Origin of the sequence: Halomarina salina (assembly GCF_023074835.1) — an archaeon.
Classification (GTDB): domain Archaea; phylum Halobacteriota; class Halobacteria; order Halobacteriales; family Haloarculaceae; genus Halomarina; species Halomarina salina.
This window is the reverse complement of record NZ_JALLGW010000001.1, coordinates 1,571,208-1,590,261: the sequence shown is the minus strand read 5'-3', so window position 1 is coordinate 1,590,261 and position 19,054 is coordinate 1,571,208. Positions and strand designations below refer to the sequence as shown.

22 protein-coding genes are annotated in these 19,054 nt (G+C 67.8%); 14 read left to right on the top strand and 8 right to left on the bottom strand.

Features of this window, described 5'->3' with window-relative positions; all coding sequences use genetic code 11:
* Nucleotides 1–25 precede the first annotated feature (25 nt).
* The 3 genes from MX571_RS07985 to MX571_RS07975 form a co-directional block, all read right to left on the bottom strand.
* The gene (locus MX571_RS07985) at nucleotides 26–382 is read right to left on the bottom strand and encodes a hypothetical protein (protein WP_247415275.1); all 357 of its coding nucleotides are present in this window, start codon (nucleotides 380–382) and stop codon (nucleotides 26–28) included.
* A gap of 185 nt (nucleotides 383–567) precedes the next feature.
* Nucleotides 568–1,365: a helix-turn-helix transcriptional regulator gene (locus tag MX571_RS07980; protein ID WP_247415274.1), complete on the bottom strand. Its 798-nt coding sequence runs from the start codon at nucleotides 1,363–1,365 to the stop codon at nucleotides 568–570.
* 13 nt (nucleotides 1,366–1,378) lie between these two features.
* Nucleotides 1,379–1,537 (bottom strand): DUF1059 domain-containing protein, encoded by a 159-nt coding sequence (locus MX571_RS07975; protein WP_247415272.1) that lies wholly within the window; start codon nucleotides 1,535–1,537, stop codon nucleotides 1,379–1,381.
* A 225-nt stretch (nucleotides 1,538–1,762) separates the two neighbouring features.
* Between MX571_RS07975 and eif1A the strand changes: the two genes are divergently transcribed.
* On the top strand, nucleotides 1,763–2,047 hold the full coding sequence (eif1A, locus tag MX571_RS07970) for a translation initiation factor eIF-1A (protein WP_282594475.1): 285 nt from the start codon (nucleotides 1,763–1,765) through the stop codon (nucleotides 2,045–2,047).
* Nucleotides 2,048–2,206: 159 nt separating this feature from the next.
* Here the strand turns inward: eif1A and MX571_RS07965 are convergent, their stop codons facing one another.
* Nucleotides 2,207–3,049 carry a hypothetical protein gene (locus tag MX571_RS07965; protein ID WP_247415271.1) on the bottom strand — a complete coding sequence of 281 codons (843 nt, stop codon included), beginning with the start codon at nucleotides 3,047–3,049 and terminating at the stop codon, nucleotides 2,207–2,209.
* 100 nt (nucleotides 3,050–3,149) lie between these two features.
* Here MX571_RS07965 and MX571_RS07960 point away from each other — a divergent pair, with 100 nt between their 5' ends.
* The 5 genes from MX571_RS07960 to MX571_RS07940 all read left to right on the top strand — a co-directional run bounded on the left by MX571_RS07960 (nucleotide 3,150) and on the right by MX571_RS07940 (nucleotide 8,753).
* Nucleotides 3,150–3,935, top strand: coding sequence for a hypothetical protein (locus tag MX571_RS07960; RefSeq protein WP_247415269.1), 786 nt, complete (start codon nucleotides 3,150–3,152; stop codon nucleotides 3,933–3,935).
* Nucleotides 3,936–4,213: 278 nt separating this feature from the next.
* Nucleotides 4,214–5,656 (top strand): extracellular solute-binding protein, encoded by a 1,443-nt coding sequence (locus MX571_RS07955; protein WP_247415268.1) that lies wholly within the window; start codon nucleotides 4,214–4,216, stop codon nucleotides 5,654–5,656.
* A 3-nt stretch (nucleotides 5,657–5,659) separates the two neighbouring features.
* On the top strand, nucleotides 5,660–6,634 hold the full coding sequence (locus MX571_RS07950; RefSeq protein ID WP_247415266.1) for a carbohydrate ABC transporter permease: 975 nt from the start codon (nucleotides 5,660–5,662) through the stop codon (nucleotides 6,632–6,634).
* Nucleotide 6,635: 1 nt separating this feature from the next.
* Nucleotides 6,636–7,562, top strand: a complete 927-nt coding sequence (locus MX571_RS07945) for a carbohydrate ABC transporter permease (protein WP_247415265.1) — start codon at nucleotides 6,636–6,638, stop codon at nucleotides 7,560–7,562.
* A gap of 3 nt (nucleotides 7,563–7,565) precedes the next feature.
* Nucleotides 7,566–8,753 (top strand): ABC transporter ATP-binding protein, encoded by a 1,188-nt coding sequence (locus MX571_RS07940; protein WP_247415264.1) that lies wholly within the window; start codon nucleotides 7,566–7,568, stop codon nucleotides 8,751–8,753.
* A 135-nt stretch (nucleotides 8,754–8,888) separates the two neighbouring features.
* Here the strand turns inward: MX571_RS07940 and MX571_RS07935 are convergent, their stop codons facing one another.
* A complete protein-coding gene (locus MX571_RS07935) occupies nucleotides 8,889–9,347 on the bottom strand; it encodes a GyrI-like domain-containing protein (protein ID WP_247415263.1) in 459 nt (152 codons plus the stop codon).
* Between the two features lie 172 nt (nucleotides 9,348–9,519).
* Between MX571_RS07935 and MX571_RS07930 the strand changes: the two genes are divergently transcribed.
* The 3 genes from MX571_RS07930 to MX571_RS07920 all read left to right on the top strand — a co-directional run bounded on the left by MX571_RS07930 (nucleotide 9,520) and on the right by MX571_RS07920 (nucleotide 11,608).
* Nucleotides 9,520–9,756, top strand: coding sequence for a hypothetical protein (locus MX571_RS07930; protein ID WP_247415261.1), 237 nt, complete (start codon nucleotides 9,520–9,522; stop codon nucleotides 9,754–9,756).
* 202 nt (nucleotides 9,757–9,958) lie between these two features.
* Entirely contained in the window at nucleotides 9,959–10,807 is an 849-nt protein-coding gene (locus tag MX571_RS07925) for a zinc metalloprotease (RefSeq protein WP_247415259.1), read from the top strand.
* Nucleotides 10,808–11,095: 288 nt separating this feature from the next.
* Nucleotides 11,096–11,608 (top strand): hypothetical protein, encoded by a 513-nt coding sequence (locus MX571_RS07920; RefSeq protein ID WP_247415257.1) that lies wholly within the window; start codon nucleotides 11,096–11,098, stop codon nucleotides 11,606–11,608.
* Between the two features lie 64 nt (nucleotides 11,609–11,672).
* On the opposite strand, the gene MX571_RS07915 is transcribed toward MX571_RS07920, so the two are convergent.
* Nucleotides 11,673–12,944 carry an ATP-binding protein gene (locus MX571_RS07915; RefSeq protein WP_247415255.1) on the bottom strand — a complete coding sequence of 424 codons (1,272 nt, stop codon included), beginning with the start codon at nucleotides 12,942–12,944 and terminating at the stop codon, nucleotides 11,673–11,675.
* Between the two features lie 154 nt (nucleotides 12,945–13,098).
* Here MX571_RS07915 and MX571_RS07910 point away from each other — a divergent pair, with 154 nt between their 5' ends.
* A complete protein-coding gene (locus tag MX571_RS07910) occupies nucleotides 13,099–13,521 on the top strand; it encodes a hypothetical protein (protein ID WP_247415253.1) in 423 nt (140 codons plus the stop codon).
* Between the two features lie 125 nt (nucleotides 13,522–13,646).
* Here MX571_RS07910 and MX571_RS07905 read toward each other — a convergent pair whose 3' ends face one another.
* A complete protein-coding gene (locus tag MX571_RS07905; RefSeq protein WP_247415251.1) occupies nucleotides 13,647–14,894 on the bottom strand; it encodes a sulfite oxidase in 1,248 nt (415 codons plus the stop codon).
* 165 nt (nucleotides 14,895–15,059) lie between these two features.
* Here MX571_RS07905 and MX571_RS07900 point away from each other — a divergent pair, with 165 nt between their 5' ends.
* Complete coding sequence (locus MX571_RS07900) at nucleotides 15,060–16,535, top strand: lipase maturation factor family protein (protein ID WP_282594600.1); 1,476 nt, start codon at nucleotides 15,060–15,062, stop codon at nucleotides 16,533–16,535.
* Nucleotides 16,536–16,637: 102 nt separating this feature from the next.
* Complete coding sequence (locus MX571_RS07895; RefSeq protein WP_247415247.1) at nucleotides 16,638–16,808, top strand: hypothetical protein; 171 nt, start codon at nucleotides 16,638–16,640, stop codon at nucleotides 16,806–16,808.
* A gap of 259 nt (nucleotides 16,809–17,067) precedes the next feature.
* On the opposite strand, the gene MX571_RS07890 is transcribed toward MX571_RS07895, so the two are convergent.
* Nucleotides 17,068–17,391, bottom strand: a complete 324-nt coding sequence (locus MX571_RS07890; RefSeq protein ID WP_247415245.1) for a HalOD1 output domain-containing protein — start codon at nucleotides 17,389–17,391, stop codon at nucleotides 17,068–17,070.
* Nucleotides 17,392–17,487: 96 nt separating this feature from the next.
* Here MX571_RS07890 and MX571_RS07885 point away from each other — a divergent pair, with 96 nt between their 5' ends.
* Together MX571_RS07885 and MX571_RS07880 are read left to right on the top strand one after the other, a co-directional pair.
* Complete coding sequence (locus MX571_RS07885) at nucleotides 17,488–17,631, top strand: hypothetical protein (RefSeq protein ID WP_247415243.1); 144 nt, start codon at nucleotides 17,488–17,490, stop codon at nucleotides 17,629–17,631.
* A 403-nt stretch (nucleotides 17,632–18,034) separates the two neighbouring features.
* Nucleotides 18,035–19,039 (top strand): Cdc6/Cdc18 family protein, encoded by a 1,005-nt coding sequence (locus tag MX571_RS07880; protein ID WP_247415241.1) that lies wholly within the window; start codon nucleotides 18,035–18,037, stop codon nucleotides 19,037–19,039.
* Nucleotides 19,040–19,054: the final 15 nt, after the last annotated feature.

Below are 19,054 nucleotides of genomic sequence, written 5' to 3'. Positions count from 1 at the left end.
AGCAAGCGAGGTGACGACCGGCCGGTCACCGCCGGTCGTACACCACCGTCTGTTCGGTTATCTCGAGCGTACCCCCAGCGAGTGGGACGGCGACCATGAACGGCGTCCCGTCGGTCAGCTGTTCCACTCGTTCGACGTCGATGACCGCCGCGACCTGGAACCGGGCCTCCTCGGCGCCGACACCGACGATAGCGTCGTCGATGGCGACGCAGAGGGCTCGGCCCACGTCGTCGCCGTAGCGGACCTGACAGACGTTCGTCGGTGCCTCGTCCCCGGTGCTGTCCGAGTCGTTCGAGACCCTGCCGTCGACCGTGGTGTCGTTGTCGGCGGGACCGCCGGCGCCGTTCTGGTCGTTCGGGTCGTCGGGATAGCGTGCGCTCATTGTGGGAGTTCGTCGCCGGGCGTCTCCGGGGCCCGGCTACCTATTCGTTCATATCGCCTGCATACTGAAAAAGCCATTGCTGGAGCCTCTACCGCCGATTCTGTTCCTTTCGTGGGACGCGTTCGATTCGTCGAACGGCCCTCGCGTGGCGAACGGTGGAGGCGACCGTGGGCCGGTGGGACGCCTCAGATGACCGTCGCGTAGTCGGCGGCGTCGTGGTACCGGTCGAACAGTCGCTCGCACCACGCGTACGCGTCGTCGTCGCTCGACTCGACGAACGCCCGGAGGTGCCCGGCCTCGTCGTGGACGGCGAGCGCGACCCGCTGCTCGAAGACGAACAGTTCGAACGGACAGTCGTCGCCGATGCGCACCTCGAACGTCCCGGTGTCGGCCGCATCACGGACGTCGCCGGCGTACTCCTCGAAGATTATCTCGACCACTGCCGGGTCGAAGACCGCCTGGACCCGTGCGCCGTCGAGGACGGCCTCGTGGAGCAGGTCGACGTACACCGGCGAGATGACGCTCGACAGCAACCGGACCCGGTCGGAGTCCGCGACGAGGTCACGCAGGCGGGACAGCGACGGGTGGAGTCGGCGACCGTCCGGTTCGGTCACGGTCGCGTCGGCGAACGCGTCGAGCGGCGGTTCCGGGGCGTCGACCGGGAGCGCGTTGAGGAACGGGCCGAGACGCGCCGCCGTCCCGAGTCGGTCCCGGTACCGCCTCGTCTCCGCTGCGACACTCCGCCCGACGCCCGTGAGCGCGTACCCGTCGTCGGTCTGGACGGCGGCCCCGCTCTCCCGGAGCAGCGACACCGCCCGGTGGACAGTCGATCGAGAGCAGTCGAGCATCCGTTCCAGGTCACCGGTGGTCATCGCACCTTCTCGCAGCGCGTCGAGGAGGTCGGGCCGAGTCACCGCCTCGACGGCGAGGCCATCGATATCCGGAGCGTCGGCGGGAGCGTCGTCGGAGGCGTCGTCGCTCATCGCGCCGATGCGGTCACGTGGTCTCGATCTCGCTCACGATCGCGCCCCGGTCGATGTCGAGGTCGTGGACGTACTCGGCGTGTTCTTTGACGAGGTGGACCACCTCGTCCTCGCTGTCGGCGCGGACACCGAAGTTACAGCCGTCCTGAAAGCATTCGAACTCGTGTGGCATGCATTCGGTAATGAGGGGTGTGGTAATAACCTCTCCGCGTTGGGGCCGTCGAGCCACCGCCGAAGGTGTCATACGCGAGGGTCGTCGGGCCACGGCTGCTCACCGACAGCACGCTCTCGCGGGTCCGAGAAGGAGGGACGCTGCCCGAGAGAGTGCCAACACCTCACGTGAGTCTCGTTACCATGTGTATCAGATGACTTACCCGTACCGGCACGTAGTACCTGTATGAGCGAGGAGTCAGGGCGTCGGAACCTCCGCATGCCCAACGACGACGAACTGTTCGCGGTCGTCACCGAACACAACGGTGGGAACCACGTCCGCGTGCGCTGCGAGGACGGCCAGAACCGAATGGGCCGCATCCCCGGTCGGATGAAGTACCGGACCTGGATCAACGAGGGCGACGTCGTCATCGTCGAGCCGTGGGACTGGCAGGACGAGAAGGCGAACATCGAGTGGCGCTACTCCGGACAGGACGCCGACCAGCTCCGCCGCGAAGGCCACATCGACTGACACCGTTCTCACATCCGCGTCGCACTCCCCCGAGTGACGACGCAGGCGCTTCTACGACGTGACTCGACAGTGACGACGCCGGAGACCATCGCGCGGACACCACGGGAGTGACCGACGACGGACTCTCCGTGCGGACGGTGTCGCGAGGGACGCGGATGGTCAGTCCTCGGATTCGTCGAAGACGACGCTCCGGATGGCCGCGTCCGCGACGACGGGGACGCCGTCCGGGCCACGCGCCCACGTGAGGTCCGGCCGGACGTCGTACGTCTCGTCACCGTCGGCGAGTTCCAGTCGCGCCGTGTCACCGCGTGCCAGGCGCTTGGCGACGACCGCACGCGCGCCGTCGCCGAACCGGTTCATCTCTCCCGTGTCCTTCCCGGTACGGACGGCGACGACGTCGACGTCCATCCCGTCGGCACCGATGTGCAGTTCGACACGGAGCGGGACGCTCGCGGCCCGGTCCTCACCGAGGACCAGCACTGCGTCCTCGGCCTCCTCCAGCCGGTCTATCTCGTCGTCTATCGAACCCATCGCGCCGAACAGCGGGGACTCGCCCGACGACCCGACGGTCGCCCCCCCACCGAGTGCGCTCTCCAGCGACGACCGGATGTTCTCGGCGAGTCGCTCCCCGAACTCGGGGGCGAACGGCGAGTGGGCATGGTGTGCGTGTACCTCGTCTCGCGTGTGCTCGCGGCCGTGACGACGTCCCCGACTACGGTGCGAGCCGTGTGCGTGTGAGCGGCCCCGGTACCCCCCGTGGGGGTGTCGCGGACCTCGACGGGAGCCGTGGTCGTCCCGGCCCTCCTCGGAGTCACGGCTCCGGTTCGCGCGGTCCGTCCGGTTGGGTGGGGTCGGTCGATTCGGTCCGCGCGGCGGTTCGGAGCTATCCCGGAGACCCCGTCGCAGCACGTCCTCCCACGAGAGGTCCAGCGCGTCCTTCCGGCGCTTCAGCCGCTCGAACACTTCGTCGTCCTCGATACTGATACGGATCTGCCTGCTCATACCACCGGTTGCGTCCGATATACCTTAACTGTGCGTGTATACTCATGCTCGACGCACACTAGCGCGAAGATTCAAGGTATATGCTGACTCACGTGTGAGCATGACAGAACTCGACCGTGGCGAGCGTGTCAGCGTGGACGGTATCGGGAGCTTCGACGACGTCGACTGCGAGACGTTCGACGTCGACGGGACCTGTAGCGTGGCGGGCGACGTCCTCGCCGACCGCGTACTGGTGGACGGCGCGACGGACGTCGGCGGCCGGGTGGACGCCCGCGAACTCGACGCCGACGGGTCGCTCACCGTCGCCGGTGTCGTCCACGTCGACGTGGTCCACCTCGACGGCGCGACCGAGGTCGGAGGGAACCTCGACGTACACGAGGTCGACGGCGACGGTGCGACCGAGATCGCCGGGAGCCTCGTCGCGTCCGGGGCACGCTTCGACGGTACAGTCGCGGTCGGCGGCCTGACGGACGTAACGACGCTGACCGTCGACGGCGTGGGACGGTTCGACGACGTGAACGCGGACGCGTTCACGGTCGACGGCGCGCTCCATGCGGGCGACGTCGCCGCCGACTCGTTCGAGTTCGACGTCCACGACGACTCGACCGCCGAGACCGTCAGCGGTGCCGAGATTCGTGTCCGCCGTGGCGACCACGACCCTTCGCTCCTCGCACGGTTCGTCGGGTCGGACGACGGGACGTTCACCGTCGGTACCGTCGAGGGAGGGACGGTCGCTCTGGACGCGACGGACGCCGAGACCGTCGTCGGCGAACACGTGACCCTCGGACCCGACGCCGACGTTGCCGTCGTCTACACCGACGACCTCGACGCCGACCCGGCCGCCTCCGTCGGCGAGGTCCGGTCGTTCGACGCGTACGGCGGGTGAAGTGCGACGGTTCGGACGCTCCCCAACTCGCCCGGCCGGTGGAGCCGGAGCCGTCGCAGTAGACGGCCCGAAACCGACGTGGCGGCCTTCACACGCAAGGGTCATGATTATTCGCACGGGTCGAGCACCACGGAGGAGATGCCTATCGCTCACCGGGGACGCCGTGACTCGACAGTCGGTCGGACGGAACCGGACCGGCGAGAGAGTCGGTCGATCCCCGTCGAACGGTTGTCGGCACGCTCCCACGGTCCCAGAACACTGCGTGGGAACGGGCTGAGATGAGCTCTACTGGTCGACGTTCGCGGCGCTCGTTCCTGAAGGGAGCGGCGGCGACGGGAGTCGCCACCAGCCTGGCCGGGTGTACCCTCGGCCAGGTGACCGGCCCCAGCGGGAGCGGGACCGTCGTCCAGTTCGTCGCCGACTCGGGGGCGAAGGGCGTGTCCGACGCTATCAACGACGCACTCCACAACGCGGGGCTTCCGGGAGACATCAGCGTCGAGATACTGGCAGTGCCGTCGACGACGGCACAGCAACAGTACTCCCAGTGGCTGGCGGCGGGACTGGAGCAGCCCTCGCTGTTCCGGATGGACAGCGGGTGGACCATCCCGTTCATCGTCCGCGACCAGGTGGTGAACCTGAGCGAGGAGATGCCCGACCTGGCGAGCAGAGCCGAGGAGAACTTCTTCCAGGCGAGCATGGAGACACTGACCGGCCGGGACGGCGGCATACACGGTATCCCGTTCTTCTCGGACTTCGGGCTCATCCTGTACCGCAAGGACCTCGTGGAGCAGGCGGGCTTCGACCCGAGCGGGTGGGCGACCAGCCCGATATCCTGGAAGGAGTTCGCGCAGGTGACCAAACGGACGAAAGAGCAGGCGGGGACCACGTACGGCTTCAGTTTCCAGGCCCCCGTCGCCGAGGCGCTGTCCTGCTGTACGTTCAACGAGTGGATGACGACGTGGGGCGGGTCGTACTTCGGCGCGAAGGAGAACCTCGTCAACAACGTCGGCGAGCGGCCGGTCACCGTCGACGCCGAACCGTCGGTCACGGCGAGTCGGATGGCCCGGACGTTCATCCTCGGCGAGGACGACCCGCACGCCCTCGACGGGATGCCGGGCAACATCGCCCCGCAGGCGGTGCTGGGGTGGAACTACCAGTCCTCGCTGAGCGCGTTCATGGACGGCGACGCGGTCACCCACCGCAACTGGCCGTACTCGGTGCTGGCGGCCGGCGCGGAGGAGGCGTTCGGCGAGAACCTCGGGGTCATGCCGATGCCCTACGGCGTCTCGCCGGAGGAGGCACAGTTCGACGGGATGGGCGGGTCCTGCTCGGCGCTCGGCGGATGGAACGTCACGCTCAACCCGAACGCGAAGCATCCCGACGCGGCCAAGGAGGTGCTGCGGGCGATGAGCACCGACAGCTTCTACCTCCGGATGATGGAGGAGATGGGCTACGTCCCGCCGAAGCCGAACCTGGTCACGTCACAGCAGGCGAAGAGCATCGACGTGGTCAGCCGGTACGTCGACACGCTGAAGTACGCCGGTGAGCACGCGGTGCCGCGACCGGTGAGCGTCGTCTGGCCGCGGGAGTCGCCGCGCATCTCCCAGAGCGTCAGTGCGACCATCAGCGGCGAGCAGGCACCCGGCCCGGCGCTGCAGGACCTGAAGCGGACGCTCGTCGACATCGAGAACAGCGCCGCGGAGACACGGAGGCAGAACTGAGAGATGGCTACGAAATCCCAGACCAGCGGCCGAACGGGTGTCATCACGCGCTCCAGTCGCTGGCTCGAGAACCTGAGCGAGGCACAGTTCGCGTATCTCCTGTTGTTGCCGATGCTGCTCCTGATGACGGTCATCGCGTTCTGGCCGCTGGCGAGCACGTTCTGGATGTCGCTGCACGCGGACGCCCTGTACGGGGCGGACCCGCTCGGCGCGTTCGTAGGCCTCGACCACTACGTCGCGCTCCTGACCGGCGACATCAACGCCGAACTCACCAGGCCGTTCTTCGACCTGAACCAGCCGTTCACGAGCGCGCTGACGGTGACGCTCATCTTCACGGTCGTGAGCGTCCTCCTGGAGACGGCCATCGGCTTCGGCCAGGCGCTGGTGCTCGACAAGGAGTTCACCGGACGGCGGTGGGTTCGAGTGGCCATCATCTTGCCGTGGGCCATCCCCATCGTCATCCAGGGGATGATCTTCTTCCTGCTGTTCCAGCCCGGTATCAGCTTCCTCGTCGAACCGCTGCAGAACCTCGGCGTGTTCTCGGCGACGCCGACGGTCAACAGCGTGGACTCGACCATCATCATCATCGTCGCCGACGTGTGGAAGACGTCGGCGTTCATGGCGCTGCTCATTCTGGCGGGCCTCCAGAGCGTCGACCGGAGCCTCTACGACGTGGCGCGCGTCGAGGGAGCCTCTCGCTTCCAGATGTTCCGGAAGGTGACGCTCCCCATCGTCCTGCCGACGGTCATCATCGCGATGCTGTTCCGGACCATCCAGTCGATGCGGGTCTACGGCCTCATCGAGACCGTCTCCAGCTGCAGTACGGTGCCGTCGCTGTCGTGTCTCGTCGTCACGACGTTCAGCGCCCGGCAGTACGGCACCTCGGCCGCCATCGCGTTCGTGACGGCGGGTATCATCGCACTGGTCGTCTCGGTGTACGTCATCAAGTACGCGGACGCGGATAGTGGGGGGTTCTGAGATGTCGACCGACTCCTCCAGTCCGTTCCAGCGCTGGGTCGACGACTCCATCACCAACCCCGAGAAGGTCTACCGCGCGATGTTCGTCGTCGCGATGATCTTCTTCCTGCTGACGACGCTGTTCCCCCTCTACTGGCTCGTCGTCCTCGCGCTCACCCCGCAGGACGCGCTCTCGAACGTGGGGCTGCTTCCGAACGGGTTCAACCCGGGAGCGTTCGTCACCGTCTTCGAACGGGTGCCGTTCCACGTCTACGTGCTCAACAGCATCGTGCTCGGACTGATTACGACCGTCATCGTACTCGTGCTCGCGAGCCTCGCCGGCTACGTGTTCGGTCGACTGGAGTTCCCGGGACGCACACCGCTGATGTTGCTGCTGCTGGCGGTGTCGTACTTCCCACCAGCGGCGTTCCTGCTGCCGCTGTTCCGCCTGTTCACGGGGAACATCACGTTCCTGACGCTACCAGGGGGCGGCGAGGTCTCCAGTCCGATGCTGTTCAACACGCCGGGAGCGCTCGTGATGCCCTACAGCGCGCTGTTCTTACCCCTCTCTATCTTCATCCTGACGACGTTCTACAGCCAGATTCCGGACGGCCTGGAGAAGGCGGCGCGCGTCGAGGGGACGACCCGACTGGGCGCGCTGTTCCGCGTCATCATGCCGCTGTCGGCGCCCGGCGTCGCCACGGCGGGCGTGCTGACGTTCATCTCGGTCTACAACGAGTTCTTCTTCGGCTACCTGATGACCGACGGTCAGGCTCAGAACTGGGCCCCCGTCGTCTGGGGTATCCTGCAGTTTCAGGGACAGTACGCCGACCTGTACAACCTCATGGCCGCGGCGAGTATCATCGGGGTGCTCCCCATCGCGATACTCGTCGTCATCGCACAGGAGAAGATCGTCAGCGGCCTCACCTCGGGGGCGCTCAAGGAGTAACTCATGGGAGACGTAACACTCGAACACCTGATCAAACGGTACGACGACGTAACGGCAGTGAACGACGTGAGCCTCGACATCGAGGACGGCGAGTTCGTGACGCTCGTCGGTCCCTCGGGGTGTGGGAAGTCCACGACCCTCGAGATGATAGCGGGGCTCACCACTCCCTCGGAGGGGAAAGTGTCTATCGCCGGCGAGGAGGTGACGCGCCTCCCGCCGAAGGACCGGAACATCGCGATGGTGTTCCAGAACATCGCGCTGTTCCCGCACCTGAGCGTGCGCGAGAACATCAGCTTCGGCCTCGAACTGCGCGACTACGACGACGAGGAGATAGACGACCGAGTCGAGCGCGCCGCCGAGACGGTCCAGATGGAGGGGACGCTCGACCGGATGCCCGACGAACTGTCCGGCGGGCAGCGCCAGCGCATCGCCATCGCGCGGGCCATCGTCCGCGAACCGGCGGTGTTCCTGATGGACGAACCGCTGGCGAACCTGGACGCCGCACTCCGGGTCCACATGCGGACGGAGCTCCAGCGCCTCCACAAGGAACTCGGCACCACCGTCGTCTACGTCACCCACGACCAGGAGGAGGCGATGACTATGTCGAACCGCCTGGCGGTGATGAACGAGGGCGAGGTCCAGCAGTTCGCCGGGCCGCTGGAGTGTTACAACCGTCCGGCGAACCGGTTCGTGGCCGGGTTCATCGGTTCGCCGAGCATGAACTTCTTCGACGGAGAGATTTCCGGAGACACGGTCCACACCGAGTTCCTCGACGTCGCGTTCGACCCCGCCGGATACGACGTCACCGAGGGGGATCCTATCACGCTCGGTATCCGACCCGAGGACCTGGCGATGGCCGACAACGAAGCGTCGCTCGCCGCGCCGACCGACCCGTTCGAGGCGACGGTTGACGTCGTCGAACCGGTCGGCGACGAGGTGTTCATCTACTACGTCCTCGGCGACCGGTCGGAGGAGGTCAGCGCCGCCGGCAAGACCAGTTCGGGCGGCACGCAACTGCTGCTGAGCGCGCCGCCGGACACCGGCCTGACGAAGGACATCCAGGGCGATACGCACCGACTCCGAATGGACCGCGAACGCGTCCACCTGTTCGACGAGTCGGGAGACGCCATCCTCCACGGACTGGAGGGCGTCTCCACGGAACCCGAACAGCAGGGAGCGGAGAGCGACTGAACGCGGCCGTCGAACCGACACCTCGCCGTCTCGCCGACCACCCCGAACCGCTTCTCACCGCCGGGCGTCGAACGCCTGGTGGACGACGTGCCCGCACGACCCGTGGGTTCGCCAGGGGCTCGCCGTCGCGGCCGGTCACCCCTCGACGACCGGGAGGAAGTACTCGAACTCCGATTCGGGCGTCCCGTCGAACGCGCTCCCGTAGCACTCGAACTCGGGACCGTCGGCCCGGCGGTACGCCGCCTCGGGGAGCCACTCGCCGTAGATAGCGTCGAGGTCCGACTCCAGGTCGGCCAGCGTCACCGGGAACACCGCGTACTCGTTGGCCGGAACGTCGGCCGCCTCCATCTCCGCCGGGACCGTCGCGTCCGGGCCCGCCGCGACGCCCGCGACGTAGGAGACTGTCCCCGACGACTCGTCGACCTCCGTACAGACGCCGTACCACTCGTCTCCGGTCGCGAGCGCCGCGAACTCGTCGGTGTAGTCGGTCACGCGCGCCCAGAGCGCCGATATCTCGCCGTCCTCGTTGGCCCCGCGATACCCCAGCCCGACGACGGTGAACGCGTCTCTCGACCGCATCGCTGGTTCGTCCATACCGACCACGTGGGCCGGGAGACCAAGAACGTCCGCCGAGCGGTGCGGAACTGAACGCTCCGGACTGTTCGGCGAGTCGACACCACACGCCGCGCCGGAACCGTGAGAGTCATTACCGATGACTCCTCGTGAACAACCAACCACCCGAGAGCATCGGGGGGATGGGTAAGACATGGAGGCACGTACCGACGCGGCGATGGTGAGACGATTCGTCGAACGACACTGCGAACGGGAGCCGGTCGCCCCCTCGTTCGAGCAGATAGAGGGCGCGGTCCCGTTCGGGACGCGCGAGGTCGAGGAGCTCGTCCAGCAACTGGTCGACTCCGAGGGACTCCGACTGGAGTGGGTCCAGGTCGGCGGGGGACAGCTCCCGGTGTACGAACCGGCGAGGGCCGGTCGAACGACCTGACGTAGCACGTTTTCGTAGCTGACCGCCTCACGGCGAGCGACGGCTCCCGAACCTCGATTCTGCCGGCGAGGAGTGTCGGGACGCCCTGAGAGTCCCCTCCACCAGAATCAAGTCACCGTCGTTCGGACGGTCGGTATGATTAGAGCGAGGAGGTGGACCCAGGCCTGCGGCCGTCGCCACGGCGGCCGCCAGTCGTGGCGGGATGCGGCGGCGTAGCCTCCTCCTCAAACTCGGCGCGGCGGGCGCGGTCGGGTCGGCCGGCGTCGCTGCCACCCTCGTCGGTGACATCGAGGTCCGCTGGTGGGCGACCCCGAAGGCCGCACAGCACTCGGGACTCCGTCGGCGCGTCGAGGCCTACCTCGAACACGGCTTCGACGACGGCAGGCTCTCGATGGACGTCTCGTACGGCGGTGTCACGTCGTTCCCCACCGAGAACGCCTACCGACTCGTCACCGGCGGTGCGTGGCCGCGTCGTCTCCTCTCGAGCGTCACCGACGGCACCGTCGACCCCGTCGACGGCGTCAACCTGCTCGTCACCGACAGTTCGATGCGCCGCGCACCGACCGGCGCGGGCATCCCCTACGTCGCGGCCGTCGGCGGCGCGCGTCACATCGTTCGCGCACCGGACCCCGACGAGAGCGACGCCGTCGTCCCGGACCGACTCTCGACGCGGACGGTCCAGATACTCCTCCACGAGTGCGGGCACGCGCTCGGCCTCCGCCACGACCACGGCAGCATCCGCGAGGCGGACACCGCGGCGGTCGTCAGCCCGATGGTCAGCGGCTACGCGTGGGCCTCCGGCCCGGTCCGACGCGAGCAGTTCGACTTCGAGGCCAACCGGTGTGGCCGTCCGTATCCACCGGTGAACGGGCGTGACCCTCGCCTCCTGATGCAGTTCGACGACTGCGAGCGTCGTGGTCTGTACCGCTATCGCCTCCCGGACCTCTCCGCCACGCCCGTCGATCGACCGTCGGTCGGCGACCTGCTCGACCGGGCGTCGCTCTCGGCGTGTGGAACCTGCACGCACCTGGCACGGCTATCGGAGCGGTAACCGCGGGAAGGTACGAATCTGGCGAGCAGGGGCCTCGTGAGCGAGAGAGTCGACGTTCTGGGATTGAGACGACAGCATTCACCCTTGTCAAAAACACTATTAGGTGTTCTGAGAAATCTCCAGAGGCTAATCAGGAGCCCAACGGAGAACCGAAGTGGTAGGACACTCGAAGTTTCTCCATACGCCGGTATAAGCCTTGCGTCGCCCAGTGGCATCGCTGTCCGTCGAACTGCGGTGCGTGGGTGGAACTGGCCCGGACTCCCGCCCGGTTAGCGATGGTGAACCACAGTGAACGACAGCAACGGAGACCGTCGGCGGAGCGCGGCCGAGTCGAGGCAGCAGGAGCGACGAGCGGACGACGCAGACGGCCAGCACGAAGCCGTCGACTGGGTCGCACTGTCACCGCTCTGCCTGCTGGTGTGCTTCGCCGTCGTCGCAGCGGGAGTGTCGGTCGGCGGCGTGACCGTCTCGGCGGGGGTACGGAACCTGGCCGTCTGCGTGGGCGCCCTCGCGTTGACCTGGGCCTGTCTGCGGGTCGCGTTCCGGCTCTTCGACCACGCGGGAGACGGCCGAGAGTGGCGTCCCGACCGTGGGGTTCGTCCCGAGTACTTCGTCCTCGTCGGCTGGGTCGTCGTGTCGCTCGTCTCGATACTGCTGCTGGAGACGCTCTCCAGTGGGACGACCCGGTCGGTCGAGCGGTACCAACTGCTGTTCGCCGCCGTCGCTGCCTCGCTGGTCCTCTCCTCCGTCGTCGCCGGCCCTCTGTTCGTACTGACCCAGTACCGTCACCGAGACTCCTGACTCGCCGCTCCGTCACGCGACGATTGCGCCGTCGAGCATGGCCGGACCAGCGGGTCGAGGTCGGTCAGAACCCGCCGAGTACGTACGCAAGGCACAGCAGGAGACCGAGCAGCGTCACGAGCAGCAGCGTCCCGTACCGGTAGTCCCCGGTATCGTCGGGACCGCCCTCGGTCCGTGACTCCCGTCGCCCGCCGTGAGCCACGTCCTGCCGCTCGGAGACCGCCGACCTGGCCCGCCGAACCCCGCCGCCGAGGGAGCGGCGGATCGCCCCACCGAGGTACAACAGGAACGACGCCGCCTCGTCGAGGAACTCGTACGCGTCCCCGGGCGGGCCGCTCGGCGCGCTCCTCGACGACGCCGAGGCGTCGCTGCCGGACGCGGACGACGTGGCGGAACCGGTCGACCCGCCGGACGACCGCGTCTCCGTCGACCGTCCCGTACCGTCGCCCGTCTCCGTCGTGGTGGTCGTGGTCGTGCTGGCCGCGGCCGTGCTGGGCGTTTCCCCCGCCGCTCGCTCGGAGGACTGCAGGTCGTCGTCGGAGAAGGCCGAGAGGTCGGGCGTCGCGCCGGCGTCGAACGTCCGCTTCTTGCGGAACGTGACGCGCTGGAGCGACTCGTCCCAGTCGGACATCAGCAGCGCTTCGCCGGTGTCGAGCGTCGTGATTCGGTCGGCCGCGTCGCGTCCCAGTATCTTCTCGACGACCTTCGTGTCGTTCTCCCAGGTGAGGCGGTGCCAGGCGATCCACTCGCACTGCGTGATGAACTCCTTGTCCACCGCGGCCGGGCGCTGTGAGATGCCACACAGCCCCAGTCCACGCTTCCGCCCGCGTTTCGCGACGGTGATGAGCATCTCGGAGAGGTTACCCGACCCGCCGGACTGGGGGAGGAACTCGTGTATCTCCTCGACGAACAGGAGGCACGGCTTCTGTGCCTGCAGTTCGCGCTCGAACAGTCGGGTGACGAACGCCGTGAGGAGGGCGTCTATCTCGTCGGCGTCGGTGATGCCCGACACGTCGAGGACGAGTGGCTCGTTGTCGACGAGGACGCTCTCGACCAGGTCGTCGACCACGTCCATCGACGGTGCGACGTCGGCCTCCGCTCGCGTCCCTGCGTAGGTGACGTCGAACCGCTCGGTGAGCCCCCAGTACTCGCCTTCGATGTCGACGACGACGATGGGGAGGCCGAGCGAGAGCAGTTCCTCGGCGACGACGCTGACGGAGTTGGACTTGCCACTCCCCGACTTCCCGAACGCCGCACCCCGACCCGTCATCAGGTCGGCGATGGGGAGCGAGTAGCCGTCGTCGGACACCTGGATGGTCTTCGGGAGCGATTCCATGGGCGGCCAGTCTACCACACCTTCCGAATCGACTGACAAATGCTTTCTGTCGAAGCGTATAGTCTCCCGTTCGAAAGGTTGATTCGTTCTGTCACGAGCGTGACGGAACTCTGATACCGAATCTTTATCATTTCGTCATCGATGAGAGTTGCTAATGGAAGCCCCCTCGGTGCCGTCGCTCGTCAGGCAGCGAGCGGTGGCGCTCGTCGTCGGGTCGACGGTGCTGGTGACGCTGGCCCTGCTCGGCATCGTCGCGATTCTCAGGGGCCAGGTCGTCGGGCAGGGCGGCCGACTGCCCATCTACCTGTTCGGGTCGTCGGTGGTGTTCGTCGCGCTCGTGTTCACGTTCGAGCGTCGGGGGTTCGACGGCCGGCGCATCATCACCTCGACGCTCGGCCTGACGCTGGTCGGCGGGACGCTGCTGTTCCTCGTCGGCGAGGGGACGGTGTACGTGCTGACGTACTACGAGGAGGTGTTCTCGACCCAGCTCGTGCTCTACTTGCTCTCCATCGGCCTCGTCTGGACCGGCATCGTCTACTGGGGACTGAGCCACTGGCGTGAGTTCGTCTCGGGGTAGTCGGGCCCGGTCCGCGTGCCGGCGCGAACCAGTCGCGCCAGTCGCCGCGACGACGCGTTCTCACCACGGGTTACCCGACCGGGAGGAGACGAGACGACCGGAGACGACACTCCGAGTCAGCCGGGTCAGTCGTCTTCGACCGTCACCCGGACGCCGTACGTCCGGTACGCGTTGTTCCCGTACCCTTTGTAGTTCCAGGGGTAGGTCTCGTCGGTGATGGCGAGCGGCCCCTCGTCGGGCGCGGCGACGCGTTCCGGCTGGCCCCGGCCGTCGGCGGTGACGGCACGGGCCAGCAGGTCGTGGTCGCCCGGCGTGGCGTCCCACCGGTAGCGGAACCGACGCCACGCGTACCGGCCGAGCGCCGGGTCGGCGAGCGAGGCCGCGTCCCAGGACGCGCCACCGTCGGTCGAGACCTCGACGCGCTCGACGGGGTCCTCGCCACCCCATGCGACGCCGCGAATCGTTGTCTGGCCGGGCGGGACGCTCGCGCCGTCGGCGGGGGTGCCGATGGCCGCCTTCGGCAACTGGTCGAGCAGGTAGGCGTGGCGCACCTCGTCGCCGTCGAGTTGCGCCTGCGTGTCGTACGTCGAGAGCGTCTCGTGGTACGTCACCTCCTCGTCGGAGTCGGGGCGGATGCGGTAGGACTCCTGCTGGTAGTGGGCGTGCCCCGGCGGGAGTTCGTCGCCCGTGACCATCGAATCCATGAGGTGGAGCCGTTCGACCCACTTCACGCTGTTGTTGCCGAACCAGCCGGGGACGAGCAGCCGAACCGGGTAGCCGTGTTCGGGGGTCAGCGGGAGCCCGTTCATCTCGTAGGCGAGGAGCGCGTCGTCAGCCACCTTCTCGACGGGCACCGACCGGCAGTAGGCGTCCTCGCCCTCGGGGGCGTCCGCACCGACGACCGAGAGCCACATCCCGTCGCTCGTGTCCGCGTCGTGTGCTTCCAGCACGGCCGAGACCGGCGTCCCGGTCCAGAGCGCGGTCCCGACCGCCCCGACGGTCCACTGGTGCCCCTCGGCGTCGGGCTCGAACGCCGAGCGCCCGTTGCCCGAACACTCCATCGTGTGGGCGACCGTCTCGGTCGGGTACTCCTCGCGGAGCGCCCGCATCGACAGGTCTGCCTCCTCGAGCGTGCCGGTCAGCGAGACGGTCCAGTCCTCGCCGTCGAGGTCCGGCACCGGGTAGTGGCTCCGGACGTAGTGGGACGCACGGGTCGTCAGCAACTGGTCGAACGCGCGGTCGGCCATCTCGGCGTTCTCCGGGTCCTCGGTGAGCACCTGGAGGCCCGGGAACCGACCGTCGAACGACTCGCGGTCGACGAGTCGAGCGGGACGGTCCTCGGGGGCCGACCGGCCGTGTGGTCTCTCGCTCATGGGGTCTCATCGACTGGGAGACGGAAGCGACTGCACCCTGCCTCAGCAACCAGGGTCGCGCCGTGACGCGAGCCCGACGCCCGACAGCGTGGCGACGCCGCTGTCGGCGTCGACCGCAGTCTCTCGACATCCCTTTCACGAACCCGCGAGTCACCCCGGTTCGTGTTGCCGACGGACGAATCCTACTGGCTCGTTCGCTTCCTCCTCCAGCGTGGGCTCGCGGTCGTCTACCTCGCGGCGTTCCTCGTCGCGGCGCGGCAGTTCCGACCGCTCTCGGGGGAGGACGGTCTCCTCCCCCTCGGCGACTACGTGGAGCGGGCCTCGTTCCGCGAGCGCCCCAGCCTGTTCTACCTCGTCCCCGACGACCGGGTGGTCGGCGCGAGCGCCTGGACCGGCGTCGGTCTCTCCATCGTGGCGCTGCTGGCCGTCCCGTACTGGCTCCCGGACCGGGCGGCGCTTCCGGCGTCGATGTGCCTCTGGGCGGTGCTGTGGGCGCTCTACCAGTCGTTCGTCAACGCCGGACAGCTGTTCTACGGCTTCGGCTGGGAGTCGATGCTGCTGGAGACGGGCTTCCTCGCTATCTTCCTCGGGGCCGGGTCGGCCGCGCCGCCGACGGTCGTCGTCTGGCTGTTCGCGTGGCTGCTGTTCCGCAACATGTTCGGTGCGGGCCTCATCAAGATCCGCGGCGACGACTGCTGGCGGGACCTGACCAGCATGGACTACCACTACGAGACCCAGCCGATGCCGAACCCCGGCAGCTGGGTCGCCCACAACCTGCCGAAGCGCTTCCACCGGTTCGAGACGCTCGGCAACCACGTCGTCGAACTGGCCGTCCCGTTCCTCTACTTCGCCCCCCAGCCGTACGCCGCCATCGGCGGCACGGCGACGATACTGTTCCAGGCGTGGCTCATGCTCACCGGGAACTTCTCGTGGCTGAACGCGCTCACCATCGTGCAGGCCATCGCGACGTTCAGCGACGGCGTCCTCACCGCCGTCTTGCCCGTCGACGCCCCTGCGACGACGCCGACACCGCTCCCTCAGGAGGTGCTGGCGGTGGTCGTCGCCGTCGTCGTCGTGGCGCTGAGTATCCGACCGGTCCGGAACATGCTCTCGACGACCCAGCGGATGAACTCCTCGTACGACCCGCTCAACCTCGTCAACACGTACGGCGCGTTCGGCTCCATCACGCGGACCCGATACCAGCTCGTCGTCGAAGGGACCGACGCGGAGCGACCCGAGGAGGGCGACTGGACCGCCTACGAGTTCGCTGGCCAGCCCGTGAGGACGGACGAGCGACCACCGCAGTGGGCACCGTACCACCTCCGGCTGGACTGGCAGCTCTGGTTCGCGGCGATGCGCCCGCGGCCGGGGCCGCGCCAGCGGTGGTTCCTCGCGTTCCTCGCCGACCTCCTGCGTGGCGACGACGGCACCTGCTCCCTGCTCGGGGAGAACCCGTTCCCGGACGACCCGCCCGAGCGAGTCCGGGTGAGCCGCTATCGCTACGCGTTCACGACGCCTGAAGAGCGAGCCGAGACCGGCGAGTGGTGGACGCGCGAGCGAATCGGTACCTACGTCCCGCCCGTCACGCTGGCGGACCTCCAGTCGGGCGGCGAACCCGATCGTCGGTCGACCACGGTCTGAGAGCCGCTCGGAGGCACAGGACCGCACCGTGACCCACGCCGTTCGTCGGTCTGAGCGCTGGCCGTCGGTACATCCATCCGCGCGGCGGCAGACGAGCCCGACATGGAACGGTTCGTCCGCGTCCTCGTCGCCGGCGGCCTCACACTCCTCGCCGGCCTCTGGGTCGTGTCCCTCGTCGAGCGATGGGCACCGCTCTGGCTGCTCGGTGTCGTCCTCGTCGTCGTCGGCTGCTGCGGTCTCGGTGCGGGTATCTACGACGAACTCGACTACTGAGCGAGACGGCGTCGACTGTGGCTTCGGGGTGTCTCGACGCGAGTAGTACGGTAGGTACTGTGACGCCGTCGCTCGCTCCAGGTTACGTGGAGAGAGACGTGGCCTCGGCACTCATAGGGGTCGTCATCACCGGGTGCCGAGTCCGGTTCGGACGGAGTGGGTCGTCATCGGCCGGCCGACACTCGGCCGTGGTGTGAGTTGTGCCTGTCGGAGTCCGGCCGGTCGCGTCCCAGACACCGCCGAGAGGACCCCGGACCGGTCACTGCTCGGCGTCGTAGATGACGATCTCGCCGTCGCCGCTCACGGCGACGACGAACTCGCGGTAGTCGAACTGGACGTAGTGGATCGGTGCGGGGTCGGCGTCGGCGTGTCGTTCGACGAGCCGTTCGAGGGCCTCCCACGCCGCGACGGTCGCGAGTGGTGGGTCGAGCGACTTCGGATCCGTCCCGACGACCTCGGACAGCCCGTCGGTGACCGCCCCCAGCAGCGACTCCTCCCCCGTGGGGTCGAACGTCGACCGATGACGTAGCGTTCGGCGGCCCCCCGCTGCGGGTCCGTCCGGCGCACGCTGCTCCCGACCCATGCGCACCCACTGCACGGGCGTCCGATAAAGAACGATTGGAAGCGGAGAAGCGGACGATTGGTAAAGAGTAATCACCGTCGGTGGTCACTACCCGGTATGGACGAGGGTTGGTGGCGCCTCGTCTGCACCCAGTGTGAGTTTCGCGGACGCGCCGCCGAACGCGACCTCGCGGAACGACTCGCCGCCGTCCACACCGACGCCGCTGGTCACGAGGTCGAACTGGTGGCACCGGACGGCTGAGCGGTCGCTCGGGCTTTCGTCCGGGACGAGCCGTGACGTGGATTCGGACCTCGCCCCGCAGTCCGGTGTCGAGACGGCGACGTGGACGGCGCACCGGGCACCGAGGACCCGTCGCTGCGACGGTCGACTCATCGTTGTTGCACGAACGTCGAGGAACCGACGGTCGGTGCGTCCGGACGGACCCGTCGGCACGGTGGACACGACCAGAGGTGCAGGCGGGAGCGGACAGACCGAGCGGTACAGACTGGCGTGCACAGTAGCGACTCGTGACGACCGGACGGTGCAGTCCGACCCGGACGGCCCGACCCGGACGGTCCGGGAGGCGTGGCGAGCGTCGAGGGAATCGGAAGAATCGGAACCGACCCCGTTTCGTTTATCCCGGTCGCTGTGGAACCTGTAGGACATGATACGCGATGCCCGGGTCCTGCAACCGGAGTTCGTCCCCCGAGAGGTCCAGCATCGCGACGCCGAGGTCAACCAGTTGACCAACGCGCTCGACCCCATCGTCGACGGGGAGCGCGGCGACACGGCGTTCCTGTTCGGCCCCTCCGGCGTCGGCAAGACCTGTATCGCCCAGTACACCGTCGAACAGCTCCGGGAGGCGGTCGTCGACATCGAGTACCAGTACGTCAACTGCTGGCAGAACTACTCGCGGTTCCGGGCGCTCTACCGCATCCTCGAAGGGCTGAACCAGACCATCGACGTCCACCGGCGCTCGACGCCACACGACGAACTGCTCGCCCGACTGCGCGAGTACGAGGGACCGCCCTACGTGGTCGTCCTCGACGAGGTGGACCAGCTACAGGACTCGGCGGTGCTGTACGACCTCTACCGCGTTCCGAACCTGTCGATGATCCTGGTCGCCAACCGCGAGGAGGAGCTGTTCGTCGACCTGGACGACCGAGTCGTGAGTCGCCTCCAGAGCGCCCGTCGCATCCGGTTCGACCACTACGGCGAGGACGAACTCGTCGCCATCATGCGCGACCGGGTGGACTGGGGACTGGAACCGGGGGCCGTCACCGACGACCTGCTCAGGCGCATCGCGGACGCGGCCGCCGGGGACGCCCGCGTCGCTCTCGGCATCCTGCGCAACGCCGCCCGCGACGCGACCAGGGCGGGCGCGGACAGCATCGAGGACACGGTGGTCGACGACGCGATTCCCGACACCCGCCAGGAGATCCACCAGAAGACCGTCGAGACGCTGACGCCACACCAGCGCACGCTGTACGACGTGCTCGACGAGTTCGGCCGCCAGCAGGCGGGTGAACTGTACGCCCGCTACGAAGAGCGCGTCGACGACCCGATGACGAGACGGACGGTCCGAAACTACCTCCAGAAGATGATCCAGTACGACCTCGTCGCCAGTGAGGGCGAGAACCGGGCGCGAACGTACCGACTCACCCGTTGAGGTCGGACCCCCGTC

What these genes read in the sequence shown, in the direction of transcription:
- MX571_RS07985 (WP_247415275.1), bottom strand. Translation starts at nt 382, where the DNA reads ATGAGCGCACGCTATCCCGACGACCCGAACGACCAGAACGGCGCCGGC.
- MX571_RS07980 (WP_247415274.1), bottom strand. Translation starts at nt 1,365, where the DNA reads ATGAGCGACGACGCCTCCGACGACGCTCCCGCCGACGCTCCGGATATC.
- MX571_RS07975 (WP_247415272.1), bottom strand. Translation starts at nt 1,537, where the DNA reads ATGCCACACGAGTTCGAATGCTTTCAGGACGGCTGTAACTTCGGTGTC.
- eif1A (WP_282594475.1), top strand. Translation starts at nt 1,763, where the DNA reads ATGAGCGAGGAGTCAGGGCGTCGGAACCTCCGCATGCCCAACGACGAC.
- MX571_RS07965 (WP_247415271.1), bottom strand. Translation starts at nt 3,049, where the DNA reads ATGAGCAGGCAGATCCGTATCAGTATCGAGGACGACGAAGTGTTCGAG.
- MX571_RS07960 (WP_247415269.1), top strand. Translation starts at nt 3,150, where the DNA reads ATGACAGAACTCGACCGTGGCGAGCGTGTCAGCGTGGACGGTATCGGG.
- MX571_RS07955 (WP_247415268.1), top strand. Translation starts at nt 4,214, where the DNA reads ATGAGCTCTACTGGTCGACGTTCGCGGCGCTCGTTCCTGAAGGGAGCG.
- MX571_RS07950 (WP_247415266.1), top strand. Translation starts at nt 5,660, where the DNA reads ATGGCTACGAAATCCCAGACCAGCGGCCGAACGGGTGTCATCACGCGC.
- MX571_RS07945 (WP_247415265.1), top strand. Translation starts at nt 6,636, where the DNA reads ATGTCGACCGACTCCTCCAGTCCGTTCCAGCGCTGGGTCGACGACTCC.
- MX571_RS07940 (WP_247415264.1), top strand. Translation starts at nt 7,566, where the DNA reads ATGGGAGACGTAACACTCGAACACCTGATCAAACGGTACGACGACGTA.
- MX571_RS07935 (WP_247415263.1), bottom strand. Translation starts at nt 9,347, where the DNA reads ATGGACGAACCAGCGATGCGGTCGAGAGACGCGTTCACCGTCGTCGGG.
- MX571_RS07930 (WP_247415261.1), top strand. Translation starts at nt 9,520, where the DNA reads ATGGAGGCACGTACCGACGCGGCGATGGTGAGACGATTCGTCGAACGA.
- MX571_RS07925 (WP_247415259.1), top strand. Translation starts at nt 9,959, where the DNA reads ATGCGGCGGCGTAGCCTCCTCCTCAAACTCGGCGCGGCGGGCGCGGTC.
- MX571_RS07915 (WP_247415255.1), bottom strand. Translation starts at nt 12,944, where the DNA reads ATGGAATCGCTCCCGAAGACCATCCAGGTGTCCGACGACGGCTACTCG.
- MX571_RS07910 (WP_247415253.1), top strand. Translation starts at nt 13,099, where the DNA reads ATGGAAGCCCCCTCGGTGCCGTCGCTCGTCAGGCAGCGAGCGGTGGCG.
- MX571_RS07905 (WP_247415251.1), bottom strand. Translation starts at nt 14,894, where the DNA reads ATGAGCGAGAGACCACACGGCCGGTCGGCCCCCGAGGACCGTCCCGCT.
- MX571_RS07895 (WP_247415247.1), top strand. Translation starts at nt 16,638, where the DNA reads ATGGAACGGTTCGTCCGCGTCCTCGTCGCCGGCGGCCTCACACTCCTC.
- MX571_RS07890 (WP_247415245.1), bottom strand. Translation starts at nt 17,391, where the DNA reads ATGGGTCGGGAGCAGCGTGCGCCGGACGGACCCGCAGCGGGGGGCCGC.
- MX571_RS07885 (WP_247415243.1), top strand. Translation starts at nt 17,488, where the DNA reads ATGGACGAGGGTTGGTGGCGCCTCGTCTGCACCCAGTGTGAGTTTCGC.
- MX571_RS07880 (WP_247415241.1), top strand. Translation starts at nt 18,035, where the DNA reads ATGATACGCGATGCCCGGGTCCTGCAACCGGAGTTCGTCCCCCGAGAG.